The sequence below is a fragment of the Pseudomonas sp. LAIL14HWK12:I10 genome, assembly GCF_900184205.1.
GTDB lineage: Bacteria > Pseudomonadota > Gammaproteobacteria > Pseudomonadales > Pseudomonadaceae > Aquipseudomonas > Aquipseudomonas kermanshahensis.
Genome location: NZ_FXWU01000005.1, coordinates 38,328 through 59,696, shown reverse-complemented (window position 1 = coordinate 59,696; position 21,369 = coordinate 38,328). Strand labels below are relative to the sequence as shown.

The window sequence follows — 21,369 nt, the reverse complement described above, 5'->3', positions numbered from 1 at the left end:
GCGTCGCAGGCTGGCTCAGCCAGGGCAGCGGGCGCCGCTATTCCCCTGTGAGCAGTTGTTCGTCATCCGGACCTGGGGGCTTGGCGCCATTACGGCGGCGGTCGGCCAGTACCCAGCTACCATCGTACAACTGCAGGGGGAACGATTCGTTCCTGGTCTGGCGTCGTTCGACGAACCCTTCTGCCGGGTTGTCCGTGGCCCTGCGCCGGCGCTCGATGCCCATCAGGTCGAGGATCGCGCGCCCCAGTTCCGCTAACGGGAACGGTTTGAACAGGACATGGGTCACGCCAAGTTCGGCGGCTCGCTCACGGACCTCGGCGGTCGGGTGGGCGGTGATCAGCACGAAGTGGCACTGCCTGTTCTTGCGCACGGTCTCCAGTACCTGAAAACCCTCCATATCGGGCAAGCGGTAATCCAGCACAATCACTTGCGGTGCCAGGCGTTCAGCCTGCTCGATACCACTGGCACCGTCGTGGGCAACATGAACTTCCAGGCCTTGCGCCTGCAAATACGCCTGCAGGTTCTGCGCAAGAGTCTGTTCGTCATCGACTACCAATACTCTGTTCACCAAGGTCGACTCCCCAAAACTGCCCGGTTTCCCGGTCTGCGAAGTGCGGCCTTGATAAGGCTTGAGCAGGCTTCGTGCCAGGCGTGAATAGTCATGCTGCACCACTGTAAGTCGTTGATCTGGCAAGGGTGCCCGAAATCACCCCAGGCGCGGCGAGCAGGCGAGCTCGCCCGGTTCCCCACATCCGGGGAACCTGATGGCACTTTGCCAAGTCGTTATTCCCCAGCTTTGGGGAAACGCCATCGGGGCCTTCAGTCGGCGATTTCCACTTTAGCGGATTCGCGCAAACGTTGGCGCACAGCTTGCCGCGCTTGCGCCTGCAATTGCCCGATGAGCGAGGCCCTGGCCAAGACCAGGCCCTGTTCACGTATGACAGAAGGGTTATCACTTTGGTTCTGCGCTCCTTGCAGTCTTTGTCGATTGGCCATGTAGAAGGCCTCCACCTCGGCCTGGCTGGGCGCGTCGACCGCGCTGAGCTGGGCATACACCCGCTGGGCAGCCAGCTCGCGGCGGGTGTAATCAGCGTACTCTGCCCTATCGAAGCCTGCCTGCGCCAGACGCCGTTCAAACACTGTCGGGCTGCCAAACGCCGCCTCCACTTCACCAACCTGGGCAGACACCTGTTCATCACTGATGCCGATGCCCTGGCGTTGGGCCTCCTGCCACAGCAGCTCCTTGTCGATCAGCTCGTCCAAGGCCTGGTCGCGCAGGCGCTTGTACAGGGTCGGGTTGCGGATGCTGGCCACCGCGCGGCCCTGGGCTTCGAGGTACTCCGTGAAGTAGCGCTCAAGGCGCATCACATCAATCTCCACACCGTTTACCCGCGCGGCCGGCACATCGGCCCAACTCGCCTTGGCGACCAGCAGCAACAGGCACAGCAACAGGGTACGCATGGCAACCTCCGCTCAAGGGGTGTCCGGCACTGGCCGGTACGGGGTGACCGAGGTGAAGCGCGGCCCGGGCAAGGCCACCGCCACCACGTGGGCACCGGCCATGCCCTGCCGGCGACCGGGGCCGAAGCCCAGGGCTGGCGTGAGGCCGGTAGTGACGTCGTGCAGGCCCTCCAGGGCCGTGATCAGTTGCTCGCGGCTTGCATCTCGGCCGATCTGTTTAAGGGCCTCTGTCAGCAAGCGCAGGGCGCACAGGGTGTTGACCTGTAAGGACGCCTGACGCGGGTCCAGGCCCTGGCGTTGTTGCAGCCCGTCGAGGGTCGCCAGGCCTTGCTCGGTCCAGTCTTCGGGCACGAATGGGTAGGCAAGGTAGACGCGCTGCGACCACTGCGCAGGTAAGTTCGCCACGGCCCCGACCACCTGGCTGGACGCTGCAAACAGGTATGGCTGGCGGCCTGCCGCCTGCAACGCGGCAGCCAACTCGGCAAAGGCCTGGGCGCGGCCAACGAAGACGATGCCCTGGCCGTCCACCGCCTGGCCATCGAAGGGCTGCAGGGCGCCGGGGGCCCAGCCTTGCTGCACAAGCTGTTCACGCACCTGCTCGGCCAGCGGCGCTTGCTCGTCACCGGCATACACCACACGCAAGCCATCTGGGGCGAGACCCAAGGCGTCACGGGCGTGGCCGGCCAGGCTCAGCAGTTGCGCAGGCAAGCCCGGCAGCGGGTCGAAGATCTGCGCACTGCCGCCACTGCGCGGGGTGCTGCCGATCAGCGGCACGCTCTGCTGCGCCAGCACGGTGGTCAGTCGCTGATCGAGCATAGGTGCCAGCGGGGTTATCAGGCTGAACACCTGCTCCTTGTCCAGCAATTGGCGAAGGGCCTGCTCGGCGCTGTCGGCGTCGCTGCCAGGGTCGAGCACCACCAGTTCCAGGCGCCGCCCGTGCACACCGCCTTGCTGGTTGAGTTGCGCCAGGCCGTCTTCCAGTACTGCGCGCACCACGTGCCCTGCTTCGGCCAGCGGCCCGGAGCCCGGCAGCAAGGTGCCCAGGCGCAGCACGCCCTCCTCCACGCCCGGGTCGCGCTCATCGGCCAGGCGTTTGAGGTAGGCGGTGAGGTTGCGCTGGTCGGCCAGGGTCAAATCGAAACGCGGCATGGCGGCGTCCAGGCGATTGCCGGCAGGGTCCACCCCCTGCTGGATCGCCCTGGCCAGGCTGGCGTCGGTGTAACGCGGGTAACTGCGGCCATTGGTCTGCCGCTCGCCCTGGCCCAGGGCCAGGCGTTGCCAGTCGAGGCTCGGCGGGCGAACACCGCCTTCGGCGCGGCCGCGGCCGTCGGCGCCGTGGCAGCTTGCACAGGGTAAGACGCTGGCAGGGACGCTCATGTCGCTGGAGCCGACGCGCGCCAGCAATTGTGCGTCGCTGCTCGACTGGCCTTCGCGGTACAGGCGTTTGCCGGCCTGTTCGTGTTCGGTGAGGTCCAGGGCGAAGGCTGTGCTGCATAGGCTCATGGTGATGAGCAAGGTCAGGGACCTGATGAGGGCATTTCTTGCCTGCGCGGGCCCCATCGCCGGCAAGCCGGCTCCCACAGGGATAGCGGTGCCGCTGAAGGTTGTGCATACCCTGTGGGAGCCGGCTTGCCGGCGATGGGGCCAGCGCAATGCAGTCCTGGCATTCATGGCCGTCACCGCCCTGCCAGCGGCTGGGCCAGCAGCTGCATGCGCTGCGCGATCGCCATTGGGGGCGCATCGGGGCGGATCTTGCTCCAGCGCTTGCCTGCCACGTCACCGGCAATCAGCTGCGTGGAATGCTGTTCGGGGCTGGGCAGGAACTGGCCGATGCGGCCCAGAACCAGGTCGACACTGGTCTTGTCGCCAGTCAGGAACAGCCAGTTGGGGCCGTCCACGCCCTGCTTCTCGGCAAAGGCCTTGAGCGCCGCCGGGGTGTCGTTGAGCGGGTCGCTGCTGATCGAGACGAACGTCACCTGCCCGGCCAACGCCGGCCCCATGGCCTCGCGTACCTCCCGCAGCTTGCGGGTGATCAACGGGCAGGCGTCGGTGCAGTGGGTGAAGATGACGTTAAGCATCACCACCTTGTCCTTGAGCACATCGCTGTAGAAGCGCAGGTCGCGGCCATTCTGGTCCTTGAGCACGGTGTCGGTGAACCAGGTCTGGGCATCACGGGTGCCGCCGCCGCTGGTCATCGCCTGGGGCGCTGCCTGTGGCTCGGGCGCCTGCTGGGCATGGCCTTCGTGGGCCAATGCGACCGAGGCAAGAATCCACAGGCAACCGCCCAGTACCAGCCAGTCGAGACCGCGCATACCGGCGCGGCGTGAGATCAGATGGCTCATGGTTGCACCTCGTTATGGTCGCCGGTGTGGTCGGCATGGTGTTCGGCGATGGCCGTGCTCTTGGCATGCACCCGGCGTGCGCTGAGGCGGTTGATTTCCGCGACCAGTACCGCCGGGTCGGTGAAGCCGTAGTAGCGCGTCCAGTGGCCGCTGCGGCCATCGCCCACCAGAATCAGCGGCGGGTGCTGGCTGAGGTCGGCACTGAAGCTGCCCAGGCCTTTGAGGGTTTCGGTGATGGCGTACGACGTACCGGTCAGCCAGCTCCAGCCCGGCCCTTTCTGGAAGGCCTTGGCGTAGCTCTGCAAGCGCTTGGAATCATCGCGCTGGGGGTCGACGCTGATCGACACCAGGTGGATTTCTTCACCCACACGGCCGCCCAACTGCTGCTGGACCTTGCCCATGATCGACGACACCACCGGGCACACCGTGGTGCAACTGGTGTAGATGAAACCCATCACCACCAGGTGATCGCCGACCAGGTCCTTCTCCAGGCGCACGGGCATGCCGTCCTGGTCCAGCAGCGAGACATCGGCAAAGCGCACACTGGCTTTCTCCTGTCGCGCGGCGGGCGGTTGCTCGGCATGGCCGCTGTGGTCATGCCCGGCATGGGCCAGGGCCAGGTTGCTGGACAACAACAGGGGCAGCGCCAGGCTCAGGCCCAGCCGTGTAAAAGCATGCTTGGCGTTCATCGCACACTCCTGGTTTGCATCTGGGAAGCGTCCCCTTGGGACGCCGTGGAGGCCGAGGCCGGCAGGACGCGCAGGCTGGTGTAATTCTCTTCGGCAAACTTGCGGCCCAGCGACGGCGACTGCACATGCAGGTACCAGGCGCCGGCTTCGGGCAGGGTCAAGGCCGCTTGGTAGACGCCCTCGCCCACTTCTTCGAGGCGCAGGTTGCGCGGCATCGACGACGGCGCCAGGAAGTAGCGCAGGCTCAGGTCGTTCAGGCCCAGGCGCGGTTCACCGTCGTCGCCGACGATGCGCACCCGTGCGGTGAAGGCGCTGTGCTGCGGCAAAGGCTGCTCTAGGCCAAGGAACTCGGCATGCGCGCCTTTGTGCTTGCGGGCATTCGGCGCCTCGCCCACATCGGTGCTGAAGCAGTGGATGATTTGCGGCTGGTTGAGCAGGAAGGCCACGTCGAACTTGCCGGCCGCCGGCAGCTTCACCGTCGAGCCGTACACCCCTGGGGCCACCTCGCGCAGGCTGCGGTCGACGACGATGGCCGCGCGGGCCTGGTGGCCGCGGTTGTTGTAGCCCGACATCGGCGCGTTCATGCCCTCGGCGTAGAAGTAGGTGGTGTTGTCTACCGGGTTGACCACGAACACCGAGTTGTCGTCACGCGACACCGATAACCCTTGTGCCAGCGGCAGATCACCGGCTTGGCGCGGCGCGGCAGGGCCGGCCTCGAAGCCCTGGACGATCGGCGAACGCCCTTCCCCAAGGCTGCTCAGGTTGATCATGCTGACCTTGGGCGAGGCCAGGCCGCGGACGTAGGCATAGCCCTTGGTAAAGGTCAGTTGGTAGGGTTCGGCCGCCACCGGGATGCGGTGGATGAGCGTGTCGGTACTGGCATCGATCACCAAGGCTTGGTTCTCCAGGGTGTTGAGCACGATGCCGTAGCGCCCGTCGCTGCTAAAACGCATCGGGCCCAGGCCCTGTTCCGCCGTGACGGTGTGGCGCAGTTGATGGCTGCGGGCATCGATGACCCGCACCGTGCCTTCTTGGCCGTCGACCACATAGACCGCCTGGGACAGCGCCGAGTAGCTCACCGACAGCGGGTGCGGCCCCACCTCCAGAGTCTTGGCTAGGCGCATTTCAGGGATGTCGATGATGCTCAAGGTGCCGCTGTCGCGGTTGCTGACAAAGGCGTAGCGCGAGTCGCTGCTGAAGGCGATCTCATGGTGCCCAGAGCCGGTGGCGAAGGACTTGAGGGTGCTGCGCCCGGGCACGTCGATCACCGTTACCCCGCCCTTGGCCGGGTCGCTGCTGTTGTTGCCCACCCACAGCCGATGCTGGTCCGGTTGCAGCGCCACCCGCGTCGGTTGGTCGCCGGCATCCAGGTCGGCCACGCGGGTGAAGGTCTCGGTATCGATCACCGATACCTTGCCGCGCTCCGGGATCGACACGAACACCTGCTTGTCGTCGCCGGTGGCCGCCCAGTCCATGGGCCTGCCTGGCAGTTCGATACGGGCCATGGTGCTGGTGACGCCCCCCACCGAAACCGTCGGGTCGATGACCGTCAGGCTGGCGTCCTTGTTCAGCATCAACAGGAAGTAGCTGTTGAGGTCGAGCAATGGCCGGGCACCAATGCTGCTTTTGAGAAACAGCGCCACGCGGGCCTTGCAGCTTTGGTCGCGGTCACCGACCGGTGCCGACTGGGCCGGGTCGATCCAGGCCCCCGGCGCCATGCCCGACAGCGGCTGGCCGCTGGCCTGGTCGCTGACTTTGAAGCGCACATTGGCGAAGGCGCCTTCGCGCAGCTCGCCCCCGGCCAGCGGCCGCGCCTCGAACTCCACGGTCACCCCGTCCCGGCTGAGCCGATGCAGGGCCTGCGGGTCTGCAGGCTCCTGCAGCAGTTCGCGTGGGTCGCACCAGAGCTGCTCATACGCCACGCCCAGGCCGATCAGTGCCACTCCCAGCAGTACCCCCAAGTAAGCAGGGCGAGTCTTCTTGTTCATGCTCGCACTCCAGTGTCGTTATTGTGGCGCAGCCGTTGCGGGCGGCGCTTCGTTGCTGACCCGCAAAATCCCCCACAGCCCCGAAAGGTTGCCGTAGGCGGCATAGTCGCGGAACAGGTAGTCCCCCGGCACCGCGTTGGCACCACCCGCGCTGGGCAGCATGAAGCTGAAGTGCGCCGCTGGCAGTACGCTTTCCTGGGCACCGATGTAGATCGACATCGGGTTGAAACCGAAGCGCACCGAGCCGATGCCTGGCAGGTTCATCGGGTAACCATCGGCGTCGTTCTTCTCGGCCTGGTAGGCGTGCAGTGGCCACAGGTGCCCGTCCAGCTGGTAGGTGATACCGCGGCTGCCACCGCTGGGCATCAGCACATGGCTGCGTGCCGGCTGGCCGGGCTTGGCCCAGAGCACGGGCGTTTGCGGGTCGCCACCGACCAGGGCGTTGCTGTAGGCCATGTGGGCGTTTGGCACATCGGCGAAGCCATTGCCATCGGCATGGCCGAACGGTGCGTCCGGCGCCATGCCAAAGCGCAACCACAGCGGTTCGGTCTTGTAGTTCATGGCCATGTTGCCGTTGTCCTTCGGATCGCCCGGCACGCCATTGCCTTCAGTAGCGATACCTTCCACGGGGCGGCCGTCAGCCCAGCGCATGTTCATCGAGCGCTGCCACACCGTGACGAAGTCGCGGTAGTCCGGCTGCCCGCTGACTTTTACCGTGGCCTGGGCACGGCTGGCGGTGTCCTCGGTGAAGGTGGCGGTTTGCGGCAGGATGCTCATGGCGCCCACCAGGCCTTTTTGCGGTTGCTTGATGAAATCGGACGGGGTCAGGTTCAGGCCGCCGAATTCGATCGCCGTGGTGTTGATGTTGTCCACCGTGCGGCCCAGTTGCAGCACCGGCTTGCCTTCACGCTCCAGGTGCCCGGCGTAGTACTGGTACACCTTGCTCGGGTAGGCACCGCTGTTGCCGGCACGCGGCGGCACGGTCTGCACCGGGTTGAGGCCGACGTTGGCACCATCGGACTTGGTGATGTCGTAGGCCAGCAACTGCGCGTGCAGGCCAACATGGCTGGACGGCCGCATCAGGTTGTTGTTGAACGCTGTGGAGCCTTCGCTGCCATTACGGTCACGCTTGACCACGTTCTGCATCACGGCCGTGCTTGGCAGGTCGGGCATCACCAGCGGCAGGCGGTTTTCCAGGGTGATGCTGATGCAGTCGCCGGCGTTGGCGCGCAGCACCAGGGGCTCTACCGGCACGCCGGGTTTGAGCTTGCCGGTGGTCGCGTCCAGGTCTGCCTTGCGCACATACAGCACCGCGGTCGGGTCATGCAGTGGTGCGCTGTGGCCGCCAACGGTGAAGGTGGTGCCGTCCTCCTCATCGACCACGGTCACCTGCGGGATGCTGGTCTTGCGGCTGTTGAACACCAGCGTGCCACCGCCAGGCTTGAGCGGCCCACCGACATGCTGGCCGACGCCGGCCGGGTCGGTGATGCTGACCCCGTGGCGGTTCTCAAGAATGTCGTTGGCCAGTGCGGCAACGATCTCGTAGCTGCGCTTGACCGTGGCGCGGGTACCAATGCCATTGGCGTTGGTGGTGGTTTTTGGGCAGATGCCGTCAAAGTTAACGGTGTTGCGCATGGCCACCGGCTGCGGGTTGTTCGACAGCGGGAACAGGTCCGGGCGCAAGGTGGTGTAGTTGCGCATGATGCCCCAGATGCCGTTCCAGTAGCCTTCCAGTGCCGCGTCCAGCGAGTACAAGTAGTCGCCATTGGTGGCCGCAGAGCTGGAAATCATCGACACCGGCGCCATGAAGCCCAGCTGCTCGGAGATGCCGATCATCTGCGATGCCTTCCACCCCGAGTTGGAGCTGCTGCCGAAGCCCGAGCCATTCTGCAGCCACTTGACGCCGTGCAGCGTGACGTTGTGCTCCTCTTCATGGCCACCGGCATGCATGCGCAAGCGCACGTTGTCACCCGAGTAGGTGCGCAGCAGCGGCGTGAACGGGTCACCGGGCTCGCTACCGGCGGTGTTGATGTGCGGCGGGAACACCGTGGTGCCACCGGTTGGGCCGACCGCCGAAGTGATCGCCGAGGGCGCCATGTTCATCGCTGGGATTGCACGGTCGGTGCGGCTCTGCAAGGCATAGCTCAGGTCACCGCCCAGGCCGTCGGCCTGCATGCCGCGCTTGCCGTCCGGGGCCACTTTGTTGGGGTCGAACACGCGCAGGGCCAGCGGTTCGTTTCGGTAGTTGACGACGAACATGCCTGGGTCATCCACCGAAATGGCTTGTGGGCACGGCCGGCTTGGGCAGCCAGGGCTCAGGCCACCGCGCGACTCGACCACCGATTCGAGCAGCGACGAGGCTTTCTGCCGTACCGGTGGGTTGATGGCGTAGCGGAAGCTGTCGGCCGTGGCCGGGTACGACTGGCCATTGGGAATACCGTCCGGCCCTGCGCCCACGTACACGCCGGCTTCATAGGCATGCTGGAAGTCGCTGTACTCGAGGAAGAACTCACGGTAGCTGTCGTTTTTGCCGTCGCCATCGTGGTCACCGGTCTTGATCACTGCTTGCCACGAGGTCGGCCCACCGTCCTGACGCGCAGCCGGGTTGTACAGCTGCTCGCCGGTTTCGGCGTGGTACCAGGTGGAGCCGGCAGGTTCGGCCAGCACCGTGGCGTACAGGCCCAGTTGCTGGTGGGTCGATGGGCCAAGGTGGTCGTGGGTGAAGATGGTGCCCAGGCCGCGGTCGACGTTGTGCACGTTGACCACAGGGTCGGCGAACCAACGCTGCATGGCGGTACGCGCGCCCAGCCAGTCGGCCCGGCCAAAGCGCCCGAAGTACGGGTGCTGCTTGGCGCTTGGGCAGGCGGCGGTGCCGTCTCGGCTATCGCCTTCGGTGCAACCGTTGTAGGCGCGAATGGCATGCACGCGCTCGACCACGCTGCCGGGCGAAAGAATGCCGTCCTCGTAGTTCCAGCCGTTGGCCGAACCGTCGGCCGCGGTGAGGTCCCACTTGGGCAGGTGGATGTGCTGGCCAATCACGTCGGTTGGGGTGCGCACCTGGTAGTCGTCCATCTCATAAATGGACGGGATCAGGTTGGTGTGCTGGTACATGGTGCAATCGAAGGTGTTCATGCGCATCACCAGCGGCTCGGGTGGGCGCTGCTTGGTGATCACTGGCCAGGCGTCTTCCCAGAGGGCAATGATGCGCGCCTGCGGGAAGTGGTAGCCCACTTTGTTGTAGACCGCATCGAACTGGATGTTGGCGCCTTTGTAGATGCGCGGGCGGTCGGCGGTAAAGGCAGACGCACCCCGGAAGCTCATGCCGGTCAGGCTTTCACCGCTGGCGAACTCGCCTATGCCCGAGGTCTGGGTAAGGCGCTTGCCGCGGTCGTCCATGCACGGCTCAAAGAACGGTGCCCCGGCCGTCGGCAAGGCGCCATTGGTGCGGAAGTTGCGCGCCACCGGCTGGCTGCCCGGCATCAGCGCATAGCTGGGGTGCTCAGCCTTGGCGTGAAACTTCATGGCCGCCTGTTCGACTTCGGTGCCCTCTTCCGGCAGGTAGATCGGCTTGGCTTTGTGCACCACCTTGGAGAAATCCAGCTTGGTGGTGGTGGTCAATGCTTCGCCACCTGCCGAGATGCCATCCAGCGCGTGCCGGCCCAGGCCACCATCCCAGCCATCGACCTGGTTGGGGTCCAGGTTGGCCCACAGGGCATTGCCGCTGTTTTTCAGTTGCTGGGCAAGCGCAGGGTCGAGCATGTCCAGCGGCGGGGTCGGTGGGCGCTGGCCGACGCTGCTTTCCATGCCACCGATCCAGAACGGGTAGCCTGGGTTTTTCAAGGTGCCGTCGGCGTTGCGGTTGGTTTCGCTACGGTCGACCAGGGCCAAGGAGCCGACAGCCTTGGGCGCACCTGCCCCGTGGCCATGGTCATCGTCGCCCTCTTCTTCGTCTTCATCATCGTCCTGCTCATTTGCGGCCACCCACTGCTCTGCAAGCTTAGGCACCACGACCACCTTGCCCGGCATCGGCGCCATGGCTTTGCCCGGCAGCGGGACGATGGCGGGGATCGGCGTACCGGCAATGATTTCACCGTCTGGCAATGCCCGTGCGCCGACGGCTGGCTTGCCACTGCGCAGGGCAAACGGCGTGCTGTGGAAGCCGTTTGCATCCTGGCCACTGACCTCCAGCCGGGTACCTTCCTCAAACACGTCGTGCACCCGCCACATAGCCCACATGCCTTGGGCGAAGTGCGGGTAGAAATGGCAGTGGTAGATGGCATCGCCCGCTACGCGGTTACGGTTGCCAGAGCCGCCGTTAGCGATCTCGTAGGTGTACCCGATGCCCGGGCCGATGCCTTGGGCGTCCACATAGTCGGAGTTGTCGTCGTTTGGGTTGAATAGCCACTGGTGGCCGTGCAAGTGGAAGATGTGCTGCTCATGACCATTGTGCGTATTACGAAACTTGGTGAAGTCGCCAATGTAGCTGTGGTGGACGTTGGCCGGCTCCGACGGGTACAGGGCCATGCTGGCCTTGACGCCCACGGCATTGGCCGGTGGGGTTTCGCCGGGGCGGATGTTCTCCAGGCCGACGTTGGCTGGCACGTCCACCAGCGTGCCGATATCGCCCACGGTGTGGGCGCTGAGGAAGAACTCCTCATAGGCGCACGACAGGCAGTCATGCATCGGGCCCACGCCCAGGCGGTTGGCCACCACCTCGGCGCCCATGCCGCCCGAGCCGTAGTTGATCATGAACGAATCGCGGGTCGGCTCCAGCACGTGGCCCATGATCGGGTCGGCCCAGTAGCCGGGGAAGGCCTGGGTGCCGGCCACTTCGTCGGCGAACTGCGAGGCGAAATCACGGAACGCATCCAGCCGGTTGGGCAGCGCCGGGTTGCGCTTGTTGACGCTCTCCAGTGGGTAGGTCGAACGGGGGAAGCTGCCGTCTGGGTTGGGGCCCATGACGATGGCATCGGTCTCGCTGTTGAGAATCTCGTTGCCATCGACCATGGCGATGATCGGCTTGCCGGCCTTGCCTTCGGTGATCCACGGCTCTGCCTGCGGGTAACGGGCCTGGTAATCGATGACAGGTTGGCCTGTGGGGGTGCGGCCGGTGGTGGCCAGGCGCATTTCTTCTTCGGTCAGGGTGTTGCGGAAGGTGCGCCCACCTTTGGGCACCACCACCACCTGGCCGAACAAGCCGTTGGCAACGTTGCCGGCTCCGCCCTGGCCGCCGAAGGTCGCGCCTTGGCTGGTGGCGGCGAAGGCCCCTTCGCGTTCGGCATACAGCGTGTAACTGCGGGTGTTGCCCGGCGACACCAGGAAGTTGCCGTTGCGGCCGGTGTTGGCGGCGATGTCGCCAATGCTGTTGACGGCTTGCATGCCATTGACCTGGAAACCTACGTGGCGGTCGCTGACTTGTTCATCCGCAACGAAGTGCTCACCGCCTTCATTCTCGAATTCGGTTTCCGGCCCTTCTTCTTCCTCACCTTCGGCCTCGTTCTCTTCGTGGTCGAAACCGTGCTTGTTGGGGTTGGCCTGGTAGGCCAGCAGGTTGGTCAGGTTGACGGTCAGGCAGTCACCGGCAGCGACCCGCAAGACGATTGGCCGTGGGCGTTTGTCCGGGCGCAAGGTGACTTTGCCAGGCACTGCGGCTCCGCCTTTGCCAAGCGGGACCTGGTGCTCGTCCACGACATCTTCGCGCAGGGCGAACATCATGCCATTGGCGTTCTGCGCGCCAAGGCGGTTGAACATCAGCGGCTGGTCCAGTGCGACCACATTGGCAACCAGGGTGCGCTGGCACTGCACAGCTGCCTCGCTGGTCGCTTCCCAGCCGAGTAGGGCCAGGACAAGGGATGACAGGACGGGGCCTTTGAGCGGGGTCGACATGCTGCACCTCCGGAACACAGGGTCTCTGCGTGGAGGTTGAGCAAGGTATATGCCAGATGAGAATTGTTATATTTTTTGGTGAGTTACAGGGCTAACCGAAACAGATTGGGGAGGATTCCCCAGCGCTTTTCCCCGATTCGGGGGATGGAGTTGCAGGTAGGAGCAGCCTTGTGCTGCGAAGAGGCCGGTGACAACACCGTAGATAGTCGCCGCTAGTACGGGCCTCTTCGCAGCGCAAGGCTGCTCCTACACAGAGGGCGTGAGGGGTGGGTCAGCCCATCAAGCCGCGCACGCAGAAATACAGTATCGAAGGGCCCATCAAGCAGCCCAAGCCGGTATGGAAGGTCGCGGTCAGCGCGCCGTACGGCACCAGCCGCCGGTCCGTGGCCGCCAAGCCTGCGGTCACCCCCGACACCGTCCCTGCCAAGCCACCGAACACCATGGCCGAACGCGGGTTGTCCAGGGCCAGCAGGCGGGCCGACACCGGGGTGAACACCATCACCAGGATGGCCTTGATCAACCCGGTAGCTATCGACAAGGCCATCACGTCCGAGCTCGCACCCAGCGCCGCCCCAGTCACCGGCCCGACGATATAGGTCACCGCGCCCGCGCCAATGGTGGTCATGCTTACGGCATCGCGATAGCCGAAAGCATAGGCCACCGCCGCACCGACGATAAACGGCAGCACCGTGCCCAGCAGCAACGCCACGGCGCCAATCATCCCGGCCTTGCGCGCCTCGGTGGCCTGCACTTCGAAGGCCGTGGCGACGATGGCGAAGTCGCGCAGCATCGCCCCACCCATCAGGCCGATGCCAGAGAACAGCGCCATGTCCGCCAGGCCCTTTTGCCCGCCGGTCACGGTACCGCCAACCCAGGCCAGCACCAGCCCAATGACGATGGCAATCGCCGAGCCGTGCACCCGGCCGAACGTCAGGTATTTCGACATCAGTACCGACAACCACATGATCGCCCCGACAACCGCGAACGCGGTGATCAGGCCGTTGTGTTCCAAGGCATTGTCAATGATCGGCCACATGATCAGCGCCCTCCTGCAGGGGCAACCTGCACAGGTGTTTCGGGTGTGGGCTCAAGTGCGGGCAAGGGTTCACCGCGGTGGCTGCGGCTGATCAGCGCGATGGTCGCGCCACACACCAGTACCGCGCCGACGGCCGCCAGCAGCGCCACCGGCCCGCCGTGCAGGGCCGTGACCACGTTCTGCTGGGCCGCCATGGCCACCACCACCGGAATGTACATCGCGCCCCAGAAGCCGACGCCGAACTCGCACTCCTTGCTCATGCCGCCATGGCGGTGCATGTACAGCCGCGCACAGATCAGCAGGATCATGGCGATACCGACCCCGCCCACGTTGGATTTGACGCCCAGCAGCACGCCCAGGAAGTCGCCGACGATAACGCCGGCAAGCGTGCACACCGCCAGCAGAGCCACACCATAAATAATCATTGTTGTTGTCCTCAGGTGTTGTCGAAGTTGCTTGTTGTTGTCCTTCGCGTTGCACAGCACGGTCATCGGTTGCCGGCCACCTCCTGACGCATTAAGGCGTCGACGCTGTCCAGCCGAGTGGACTCGATGGCTACCACGCGGCCGTTGGCGAACACCTGGCGGGCCAGGCCGCTGAGCACACTGCCCGGTGGTATTTCCAGGTGCAGGCGCACCCCGCGTTCATAGGCGTTGCGCAACGTGGCACGCCAGTCCACCACCCGCGCCATGTTGCCGGCCAGGTCGTCGCGCAAGCGTTGCGGGTCGTGGATCGGCCGTGCACTGCTGCCGCTCAGGTAGGTGATGATGGGCCTTCGCAGTTCGACCGCAGCAAAGGCCTGGGCCAGTTCCGCAGCCGGGGCGTCGAGCAGTGGGCAATGGGACGGCACGCTGACCGCCAGGCGCCGCGCGACGCCCTGGCCCAGGCTGCGCGCGCGTTGGGCCACCGCAGCCATGGCCGCCTCACTGCCGGCAATGACGATCTGGTTTTCGCTGTTGAGGTTGGCGATGTAGACCTCACCGCCCGCCTCCGCCAGCAAGCGCTCGACACTGGCCAGGTCCAGGCCGCTCAGCGCGGTCATGCCATACCCCTGCGGATAGGCGCGCTGCATCAACTCACCGCGCAGGGCAACCAGGCGCACGGCATCGGCGAACGCCAGCGCACCGGCCGTGACAGCGGCGGGATACGCCCCTATCGACAGCCCTGCCACATAGTCGGGGGCGGGACTTTGCTGCAGCAGTCGGCGCGCCCAGGCCACCCCGGTCAGCAACAGGCACAGCTGCACGGCCCGGGTGCTCTGCAATGCCTGCTCGCTGTCCAGGCCCAACACCTGATGACCCAGCGTATCGCTGGCCTCCTCCAGCAGTGGGCCGGCCCCCTCAGGCAAGCGGTGCAACATGCCTACCTGCTGGGCACCCTGGCCGGGGAACGCGAACAAACTGCTCATGCCGCACACGCCCAAGCTGCCCAGGGGTCGGCCACCAAGCGCGCGCCATGGGGCGACTTGAGCAGCACGCGGCGGGCAACACCGGCCCACTCACGCAGGGCGACGGCACCTGCCGGTGTTTCCAATTGCACATCGATACGGCATGGCGCGCAGTCCAGTATGTCCAGCAGTTCCCGCGCTTTTGCGCGTGCCAGGGGGTGCGGCGTGCGCACGACCACGTCCAGGTCACTGGCCAGGTGCAGCACGCCAGTCTCGGTGGCGAGTTGGTACCCCACCCCACCTGTCGGCCCCCAGGCCAGCCCGGTGGTATCGAGTACCGGGGCCACCGAGGCCAACGCCTGCAATGCAGGCCACGGGCTCGGAGCTTTCCAGCGCAGGGCCTCAGGGCTTTGCAGGCGTTGGATATCGGCCAGGCGCATCTGTGTGCCCAGCCGCTGATCCCGGCTCAGGCCGCGCAGGCCCACCGCCACCCAGCCGTCAGCGCAGGCGGCGCGGCGCACCACCACCGGCTGACCGCTTGCCACCACCTGATGCGCCCACTGCGGGGCATCTTCAGGCAGCGCGCAAAGGGGCAACCCCCACAGCAGGTCGTGCGCGCGTGGGCTATTCATCTCAGGCCCCCTGCCACTGACGGCGCATGTGTTCGCGCACCTCGCGGGAGGCACGCCGGTTTTCGCCCGCCAGCCGCGATGACAGGTCGGTCGAGTTGCCGATATCGCGCACCGCTTCGGCCAAGCAGGTACGTACCTTGGCCAGGTCGGCCGCACTTGGCGTCTCGGCGTTGTCCACGCCAAGACGTCGCCACAGCAAGCCCAGCGAGGCGTAGCTGTCGAGGTCATAGGCCATCGGCGGTACTTCGGCGGCCAGGGCCTCCAGCGCTTCGACGCTGCGCAATGTAATGCGCGCGGCAGCGGCCTTGCCCATGGCGTGCACCATCACCCCAGCGTCGTCCAACGCGATCAGGCGCTGGGCTTGATAGCCATGCGCGAGGAACGCGCCAGACATCGCCTTGCCGACCAGCAGCCCAATCACCGGGTGCCCGGCCAAGCGCGCCTCGGCATACGCCTGCACCGCACCGGCCAGCGCCTGGTGAATGCCCAGCGCCTCCTCGCGGCGGCCATAGGCCTGGCTGGGCACATCGATGACGGCGACGATGGCCCGCTTCTCGCCGTCGCGGTCTGCCGCGACCGCTTCGCTCACCGCCTTGGCCAGCCCCCAGCCTTCCAGCAAGCCGACCTCGCCCGCACGCGCCCGGGGGAACGGGTTGTGCGCATCGGGCACCACGGCAATGAAGCGTGCCAGGCGGTTGTCCAGTTCGCCGTCGATCACCTGCAGCGACGCGGGGTAACCCGGCAGCGCTTGCCCGCCGGCCAGGCCCGGCAGCCAGTTCATGGCTCGGTTCATTTGGCTTCTCCTTGGTAGAGGCTGCGTACAGCGGCGGCATCCAGTTGCGGGCAGTCATCGCCGAGGCGCGACAGCCGCTCGAGGTACCAGGCGTGGCGGCGAGCACGGTCTGTGGCGGGGGTGTCGAGCAGGTGCAAAAGCTGCTGGCGTATTGCATCTGCATCATCGGCCACATAGCCGTCGACCAGCCCACTGGCATGGCGCTGCTCGCCACCGGTCAGGCTCCAGATAAAGGGGCGGTCCTTGGCGTCGTATTCGGCGATACCCGCTTCCTGCTCGATGACCTGCGGGCCATTGAGGCCCAGGCGCGCCTCACGGGTAACCAGCAGGTGGCTGCACAGGCCGGCAGCGATGGACATACCGCCGAAGCAGCCGACCGAGCCTGCGATCACGCCGATCACCGGCTGGTAGCTGCGCAGCTCGATGATCGCGGCCTGGATCTCGGCGATTGCCGCCAGGCCGAGGTTGGCTTCCTGCAGGCGCACGCCACCGGTTTCCAACAGCAGCACGGCGCAGGTCGGGGTGCCGTTGCGGTTGTCTTCGATGGCCAATTCCAGTGCACCGGCGATCTTCGCCCCGCCCACCTCACCCATGCTGCCGCCCTGGAAGCCACCCTCGATAGCGGCGACCACCGTGTTGCGGCCATTCAGCCGGCCTTTGGCAATGACCACGCCATCATCGGCCTGGGGCACGATGCCCTGGCGCGGCAGCCAAGGTGACATGAGCCGGTCGAAGGGGCCCAGCAGCTCGCGGAACGTCCCTGGGTCAAGTAGTGCCCGGGCGCGCTGGCGGGCGCCCATTTCGACGAGGCTGCGGCTGTGCAGCAAACGTTCGGTGTCAGTCATGGGCGATCTCCTCGAAACCTTGCTCCAGGCGCAGGCGCACCACCCCTGGCGTGGCGCCAAAATCATGGATGTCGATGTTCACCGCTGGCCATTGGCGGCCTTCGAACAGGCGCTGGAACAGTTGCGTCCAGCGCGCGCCGCTGCCGTTGACCGACGTCACGACCTGGATCTGCAGGCTGCCGGCGATGCCGGGTTCGATCAGCACTTCCAGGTCGCCGGAGCTGACGCAGCCGACCACGGTGCGCCCGCGCCCCGGTTCGGCGGCGGGAAATTGAAAGGTCAGGGTTTCCATGTCACAGGCTCCCGGCTTTGTCGAGGAACAGGCAGGCCGCCAACAGATCGGCAGCGCCACCCGGAGAGGCATTCAGTTGCAGCAAGTGTTCATCCAAAAGGCGCAGTTGCCGGCGCCCGTCCAGCGTGGCGCTGCCACCGGCGTCCAGGACGGCGCGGGCACCCTTCTGGACCGTGGCCAGCCCTTGTGGCCCGGCGCGCCAAAGCACGCAGGTGTCGGCCAGCGCCGCCATGATCGCCAGCAAGGCATCGAGCCGCGCGTGGGGTTCGCTGGCACCTAAGGCACGGCTGCGCTGCAGCTGTGGCAGGCCATGCGCGATAACCGCTGGGAAGCCCAATTGCGCCTGTTCACGGGCACCGCCGCTGCCATACCGGCGCCTTACCTGGGCACCATGGCTGTCTTCCGAGGTTGCGCCCGGGTCGTCGATCAGCGCGATGCGCCCGGCGCGGGCCGCCACTGCGCACGGGTCAGCGTGGGGACCCAGGGCACGGGCTGCCACCAGCAGCCCCAGGGCCCAGATCGCGCCTCGGTGGGTATTCACCCCGCCGGTGGTCGCCAGCATCGCGGCCTCGCCTTCGCGGCCAATGCGGCCTAGCGCAGTGCGCAAGGGCTGGCCGACGCCGCCAATGGCCCCGGCCGCTTCGGCCATCTGCCGCAGGCACGGCCACAGGGCCAGCGCCGACGCATGCATCAACGCTAACGTCATGTCGGTGTGCGCACCGTTGCTGCGGCGGTCTACCAGGCCCGGTTTGGGCGACAGGTCGGCTTCGTCGATCAGGGCTTCTACTGCCAAATCCGCCAGGTGGTCGGCCAGAGGGATTTCGGTTGTCTGTTCAGCCCTCTTCGCGGGCAAGCCCGCTCCCACAGAGCCCCCACTGGCTTCAAGGCCCGTGACATACCTGTAGGAACGAGCTTGCTCGCGAAGCAGCCCTTGCGATTGCAGGTCGAGTACTTTCATCACCAGCTCCTGAACCGTGCGGGTGGGTTGTACAAGCCACCGGACCATTCGACCAGGTCGGCGATGCTGCGCGCAGCCAGCAGTTCACGGCTGGCATCGGTTCGGCGGATGCCCAAGTCCTCGGGCAACGCCACCAGGCCCTGCTGGCGCAGGCGCTGGGTGTCTTTGGGGTCATGCCGCAAGCCAATGGCGGTGACACCGGCCACGGCTGCAATCATCTGCTGACGTTCCTCAAGGCTGCGCGCCTTGTAGAGGTAGGCGATGCCTTCTTCGGTGAGCAAGTGGGTAACGTCGTCGCCGTAGATCATCACCGGTGCCAGCGGCATGCCGGCTTTTTTCGCCACTTCAACCGCATCGAGGGTTTCGACGAAGGTGGGCTTGCCGCCCTCCTGGTAGGTCTCGACCATCTGCACCACCAGCTTGCGGCCGCGCTCGAGCATTGTTTCGGGCACGGTCATGTCGAGCCAGGCCGGTGTCGCGTGGCGGCGCCCACGGGGGTCGTGGCCCATGTTCGGCGCACCGCCAAAGCCCGCCAGGCGGCCGCGGGTCACGGTCGAAGAATGGCCGTCGCCATCCACCTGCAACGTGGCGCCGATAAACAGGTCGACGGCGTACTGCCCCGCCAGCTGGCACATCATGCGGTTGGAGCGCAGCGAGCCGTCGCGGCCGGTGAAAAACACGTCCGGGCGCTGGGCGATGTAGTCCTCCATGCCCAATTCGGTACCAAAACAATGCACGCTCTCGACCCAACCCGTTTCGATAGCGGGAATCAGCGTGGGGTGGGGGTTGAGCGTCCAGTTGCGGCAAATTTTGCCTTTCAGGCCCAGGGATTCGCCATAGGTCGGCAAGATCAGCTCGATGGCTGCGGTATTGAACCCGATGCCATGGTTCAGCGACTGCACCTGGTGTTTTTCATAGATGCCACGGATCGCCATCATCGCCATCAGCACATGCACCGGCTTGATGTGGCGTGGGTCGCGGGTGAACAGCGGCTCGATGTAGAACGGCTGGTCGGCGACCACCACGAAGTCGACCCAGGACGCGGGGATATCGACGCGCGGCAGGTCGTCGACCCGCTCCACCAATTGGTTGACCTGGGCAATGACGATGCCGTCACTGAAGGCGGCGGGTTCGACCAGGGCTGGGGTGTCTTCGGTGCTGGGGCCGGTATAGAGGTTGCCATCCCGGTCGGCCATGAAGCCCGCGACCAGGGTCACGTTGGGGATGAGGTCGACCAGCAGCCGGGAGTACAGCTCGATGTAGGTATGGATGGCGCCGACTTCGAGCAGGCCGTCTTCCAGCAGTTGCCCGATGCGCAGGCTCTGTGGCCCGGCGAACGAGAAGTCGAGCTTGCGGGCGATGCCCCGCTCGAACAGGTCGAGGTGTTCGGCACGGCTGACGCTGGGCATGATCATGTGCAAATCGTGCAGCCGCGCCGGGTCGACCTTGGCCAGTGAGCGGGAGAGAAAATCGGCCTGCTTCTGGTTGTTGCCTTCCAGCACCACCCGGTCGCCGGGTGCGAGTAACAGTTCCAGTGCCTCGACGATATGCGCGGTGGGCAGCACCACGCCGTCGGCGAGGTGGCGGACCCGGTCGAGGCGGCGCTGCTTCTCGGCGCGCCGCCGCGACCATTGCGGCGGTGGATTCTTGGTTGTTGTCATGGTGACTCCACGGGTTCGCTGTCGTGGAGCCACCTTAGGGCGAGGCGTGAGGGTGCATCAATCAAGCTGGGTGGATGATCGTTACGCTCAGGTTAATGAATTGAGGGTGGAGTGGGCTTGGGGGTGTATGGCGTGATATTAGTGGGGCGGCGCTCGATCTCCCAGGCGCTGCAAGCGCTAAACCCATACACAGGGCAAAAATGCAAAACACCCCTGCAGATTTGCCGATTGTGCACGACAAATTCGCATGACAGGATCCAGTGATCCTCCAGCGAACTCCAGACTTCACTTGGAAAATCAATAACAAAGCAGGGAGAACGCGATGACCGCGCATGCTTACACTTCGGCAACGGATCATGTCTTGGCTGAAGTCCGCAACCAGATTGGCCACCTGACCCTGAACCGCCCCGCCGGCCTCAATGCCCTGACCCTGGATATGGTGCGCAGCCTGCGCCTGCACTTCGACCAATGGGCAGACGACCCGCAGGTGCGCGCAGTGGTACTGCGTGGTGCGGGCCCTAAAGGGTTTTGCGCCGGTGGCGACATCCGCTCGCTGCACGACAGCTACAAAAACGCAGAACGCCTGCATGAAGACTTTTTCGTCGAGGAATACGCGCTCGACCTGTGCATCCATCATTACCGCAAACCGGTGCTGGTGCTGATGGACGGCTTCACCCTCGGCGGCGGCATGGGCCTGGCTCAAGGCTGTGACCTGCGGGTGGTGACCGAACGCAGCCGGCTGGGCATGCCGGAAGTCGGCATCGGCTATTTCCCGGATGTGGGCGGCAGCTATTTCCTCTCACGCCTCCCTGGCGAGCTGGGCACTTACCTCGGTGTCACTGGCACCCAGATCCAGGCCGCCGACGCCCTGTATTGCGGGCTCGCCGACTGGCACGTGCCCTGCGATAAACTCACCGCACTCGACCAGGGCCTGGACCGCCTGACCTTTGGCGACCACCCGCTCAAGGACCTGCAAGGCCTGCTGGCCAAGCTCGGCACTCAGGTGCTGGATGACGCGCCGCTGGAGAAGCTGCGCCCGGTCATCGACCACTTTTTTGCCCTCCCCGACCTGCCAGCGATCATCGAGCAACTGCGCACCGTCAGCATCGGCGACAGCCACCCATGGGCCCTGGCAACCGCCGACCAGCTGGAAAGCCGCTCGCCACTGGCCATGGCGGTTACGCTGGAAATGCTGCGCCGCGGTCGCCACCTGGCACTTGAGGCGTGCTTTGCCATGGAGCTGCACCTGGACCGCCAGTGGTTCCAGTACGGCGACATCATCGAGGGCGTGCGTGCCCTGATCATCGACAAGGACAAGCAGCCCCGCTGGAACCCGCCCACCCTGGCCGAGCTCGAGCGCCAGCGGGTCGACCAATTCTTCGAAGGCCTGTGAGCCCGG

The 21,369-nt window shown here is 65.7% G+C and carries 17 protein-coding genes; 1 reads left to right on the top strand and 16 read right to left on the bottom strand.

What is annotated here, in order from left to right:
• Positions 1-37: 37 nt before the first annotated feature.
• The 16 genes from QOS90_RS12850 to mdcA form a co-directional block, all read right to left on the bottom strand.
• On the bottom strand, positions 38-571 hold the full coding sequence (locus tag QOS90_RS12850; RefSeq protein WP_027593472.1) for a response regulator: 534 nt from the start codon (positions 569-571) through the stop codon (positions 38-40).
• A 248-nt stretch (positions 572-819) separates the two neighbouring features.
• Complete coding sequence (locus tag QOS90_RS12845) at positions 820-1,461, bottom strand: SurA N-terminal domain-containing protein (RefSeq protein ID WP_027593473.1); 642 nt, start codon at positions 1,459-1,461, stop codon at positions 820-822.
• A 12-nt stretch (positions 1,462-1,473) separates the two neighbouring features.
• Positions 1,474-2,964 (bottom strand): ABC transporter substrate-binding protein, encoded by a 1,491-nt coding sequence (locus QOS90_RS12840; RefSeq protein WP_027593474.1) that lies wholly within the window; start codon positions 2,962-2,964, stop codon positions 1,474-1,476.
• Positions 2,965-3,137: 173 nt separating this feature from the next.
• The gene (locus QOS90_RS12835; RefSeq protein ID WP_085272963.1) at positions 3,138-3,803 is read right to left on the bottom strand and encodes an SCO family protein; all 666 of its coding nucleotides are present in this window, start codon (positions 3,801-3,803) and stop codon (positions 3,138-3,140) included.
• Positions 3,800-4,492, bottom strand: coding sequence for an SCO family protein (locus QOS90_RS12830; protein ID WP_050580734.1), 693 nt, complete (start codon positions 4,490-4,492; stop codon positions 3,800-3,802). Before QOS90_RS12830 ends, QOS90_RS12835 begins: the two co-directional genes overlap by 4 nt.
• Positions 4,489-6,480: a cytochrome D1 domain-containing protein gene (locus QOS90_RS12825; RefSeq protein WP_085272964.1), complete on the bottom strand. Its 1,992-nt coding sequence runs from the start codon at positions 6,478-6,480 to the stop codon at positions 4,489-4,491. Before QOS90_RS12825 ends, QOS90_RS12830 begins: the two co-directional genes overlap by 4 nt.
• 18 nt (positions 6,481-6,498) lie before the next feature.
• Positions 6,499-12,366, bottom strand: a complete 5,868-nt coding sequence (mnxG, locus tag QOS90_RS12820) for a manganese-oxidizing multicopper oxidase MnxG (protein WP_027593477.1) — start codon at positions 12,364-12,366, stop codon at positions 6,499-6,501.
• A gap of 271 nt (positions 12,367-12,637) precedes the next feature.
• The gene (gene madM, locus QOS90_RS12815) at positions 12,638-13,402 is read right to left on the bottom strand and encodes a malonate transporter subunit MadM (protein ID WP_027593478.1); all 765 of its coding nucleotides are present in this window, start codon (positions 13,400-13,402) and stop codon (positions 12,638-12,640) included.
• A gap of 2 nt (positions 13,403-13,404) precedes the next feature.
• Complete coding sequence (gene madL, locus QOS90_RS12810; RefSeq protein ID WP_027593479.1) at positions 13,405-13,827, bottom strand: malonate transporter subunit MadL; 423 nt, start codon at positions 13,825-13,827, stop codon at positions 13,405-13,407.
• A gap of 62 nt (positions 13,828-13,889) precedes the next feature.
• A complete protein-coding gene (gene mdcH / locus QOS90_RS12805; RefSeq protein WP_085272965.1) occupies positions 13,890-14,810 on the bottom strand; it encodes a malonate decarboxylase subunit epsilon in 921 nt (306 codons plus the stop codon).
• Entirely contained in the window at positions 14,807-15,421 is a 615-nt protein-coding gene (locus QOS90_RS12800; protein ID WP_027593481.1) for a malonate decarboxylase holo-ACP synthase, read from the bottom strand. Before QOS90_RS12800 ends, mdcH begins: the two co-directional genes overlap by 4 nt.
• Position 15,422: 1 nt before the next feature.
• Entirely contained in the window at positions 15,423-16,214 is a 792-nt protein-coding gene (gene mdcE / locus QOS90_RS12795) for a biotin-independent malonate decarboxylase subunit gamma (RefSeq protein WP_085272966.1), read from the bottom strand.
• Positions 16,211-17,059, bottom strand: a complete 849-nt coding sequence (locus tag QOS90_RS12790; RefSeq protein WP_085272967.1) for a biotin-independent malonate decarboxylase subunit beta — start codon at positions 17,057-17,059, stop codon at positions 16,211-16,213. The genes mdcE and QOS90_RS12790 overlap by 4 nt, the downstream gene beginning before the upstream one ends.
• Complete coding sequence (locus tag QOS90_RS12785) at positions 17,052-17,351, bottom strand: malonate decarboxylase subunit delta (RefSeq protein WP_085272968.1); 300 nt, start codon at positions 17,349-17,351, stop codon at positions 17,052-17,054. Before QOS90_RS12785 ends, QOS90_RS12790 begins: the two co-directional genes overlap by 8 nt.
• A 1-nt stretch (position 17,352) precedes the next feature.
• A complete protein-coding gene (locus QOS90_RS12780; protein ID WP_085272969.1) occupies positions 17,353-18,309 on the bottom strand; it encodes a triphosphoribosyl-dephospho-CoA synthase in 957 nt (318 codons plus the stop codon).
• Positions 18,309-19,970 (bottom strand): malonate decarboxylase subunit alpha, encoded by a 1,662-nt coding sequence (gene mdcA / locus QOS90_RS12775; RefSeq protein WP_027593486.1) that lies wholly within the window; start codon positions 19,968-19,970, stop codon positions 18,309-18,311. Before mdcA ends, QOS90_RS12780 begins: the two co-directional genes overlap by 1 nt.
• A 322-nt stretch (positions 19,971-20,292) precedes the next feature.
• Between mdcA and QOS90_RS12770 the strand changes: the two genes are divergently transcribed.
• The gene (locus QOS90_RS12770) at positions 20,293-21,363 is read left to right on the top strand and encodes an enoyl-CoA hydratase/isomerase family protein (RefSeq protein ID WP_085272970.1); all 1,071 of its coding nucleotides are present in this window, start codon (positions 20,293-20,295) and stop codon (positions 21,361-21,363) included.
• Positions 21,364-21,369: the final 6 nt, after the last annotated feature.

What these genes read in the sequence shown, in the direction of transcription:
- madM (WP_027593478.1), bottom strand. Translation starts at nt 13,402, where the DNA reads ATGTGGCCGATCATTGACAATGCCTTGGAACACAACGGCCTGATCACC.
- QOS90_RS12825 (WP_085272964.1), bottom strand. Translation starts at nt 6,480, where the DNA reads ATGAACAAGAAGACTCGCCCTGCTTACTTGGGGGTACTGCTGGGAGTG.
- QOS90_RS12770 (WP_085272970.1), top strand. Translation starts at nt 20,293, where the DNA reads ATGACCGCGCATGCTTACACTTCGGCAACGGATCATGTCTTGGCTGAA.
- QOS90_RS12840 (WP_027593474.1), bottom strand. Translation starts at nt 2,964, where the DNA reads ATGAGCCTATGCAGCACAGCCTTCGCCCTGGACCTCACCGAACACGAA.
- mnxG (WP_027593477.1), bottom strand. Translation starts at nt 12,366, where the DNA reads ATGTCGACCCCGCTCAAAGGCCCCGTCCTGTCATCCCTTGTCCTGGCC.
- QOS90_RS12785 (WP_085272968.1), bottom strand. Translation starts at nt 17,351, where the DNA reads ATGGAAACCCTGACCTTTCAATTTCCCGCCGCCGAACCGGGGCGCGGG.
- QOS90_RS12830 (WP_050580734.1), bottom strand. Translation starts at nt 4,492, where the DNA reads ATGAACGCCAAGCATGCTTTTACACGGCTGGGCCTGAGCCTGGCGCTG.
- madL (WP_027593479.1), bottom strand. Translation starts at nt 13,827, where the DNA reads ATGATTATTTATGGTGTGGCTCTGCTGGCGGTGTGCACGCTTGCCGGC.
- QOS90_RS12780 (WP_085272969.1), bottom strand. Translation starts at nt 18,309, where the DNA reads ATGAAAGTACTCGACCTGCAATCGCAAGGGCTGCTTCGCGAGCAAGCT.
- QOS90_RS12800 (WP_027593481.1), bottom strand. Translation starts at nt 15,421, where the DNA reads ATGAATAGCCCACGCGCGCACGACCTGCTGTGGGGGTTGCCCCTTTGC.
- mdcA (WP_027593486.1), bottom strand. Translation starts at nt 19,970, where the DNA reads ATGACAACAACCAAGAATCCACCGCCGCAATGGTCGCGGCGGCGCGCC.
- QOS90_RS12835 (WP_085272963.1), bottom strand. Translation starts at nt 3,803, where the DNA reads ATGAGCCATCTGATCTCACGCCGCGCCGGTATGCGCGGTCTCGACTGG.
- mdcH (WP_085272965.1), bottom strand. Translation starts at nt 14,810, where the DNA reads ATGAGCAGTTTGTTCGCGTTCCCCGGCCAGGGTGCCCAGCAGGTAGGC.
- mdcE (WP_085272966.1), bottom strand. Translation starts at nt 16,214, where the DNA reads ATGAACCGAGCCATGAACTGGCTGCCGGGCCTGGCCGGCGGGCAAGCG.
- QOS90_RS12790 (WP_085272967.1), bottom strand. Translation starts at nt 17,059, where the DNA reads ATGACTGACACCGAACGTTTGCTGCACAGCCGCAGCCTCGTCGAAATG.
- QOS90_RS12845 (WP_027593473.1), bottom strand. Translation starts at nt 1,461, where the DNA reads ATGCGTACCCTGTTGCTGTGCCTGTTGCTGCTGGTCGCCAAGGCGAGT.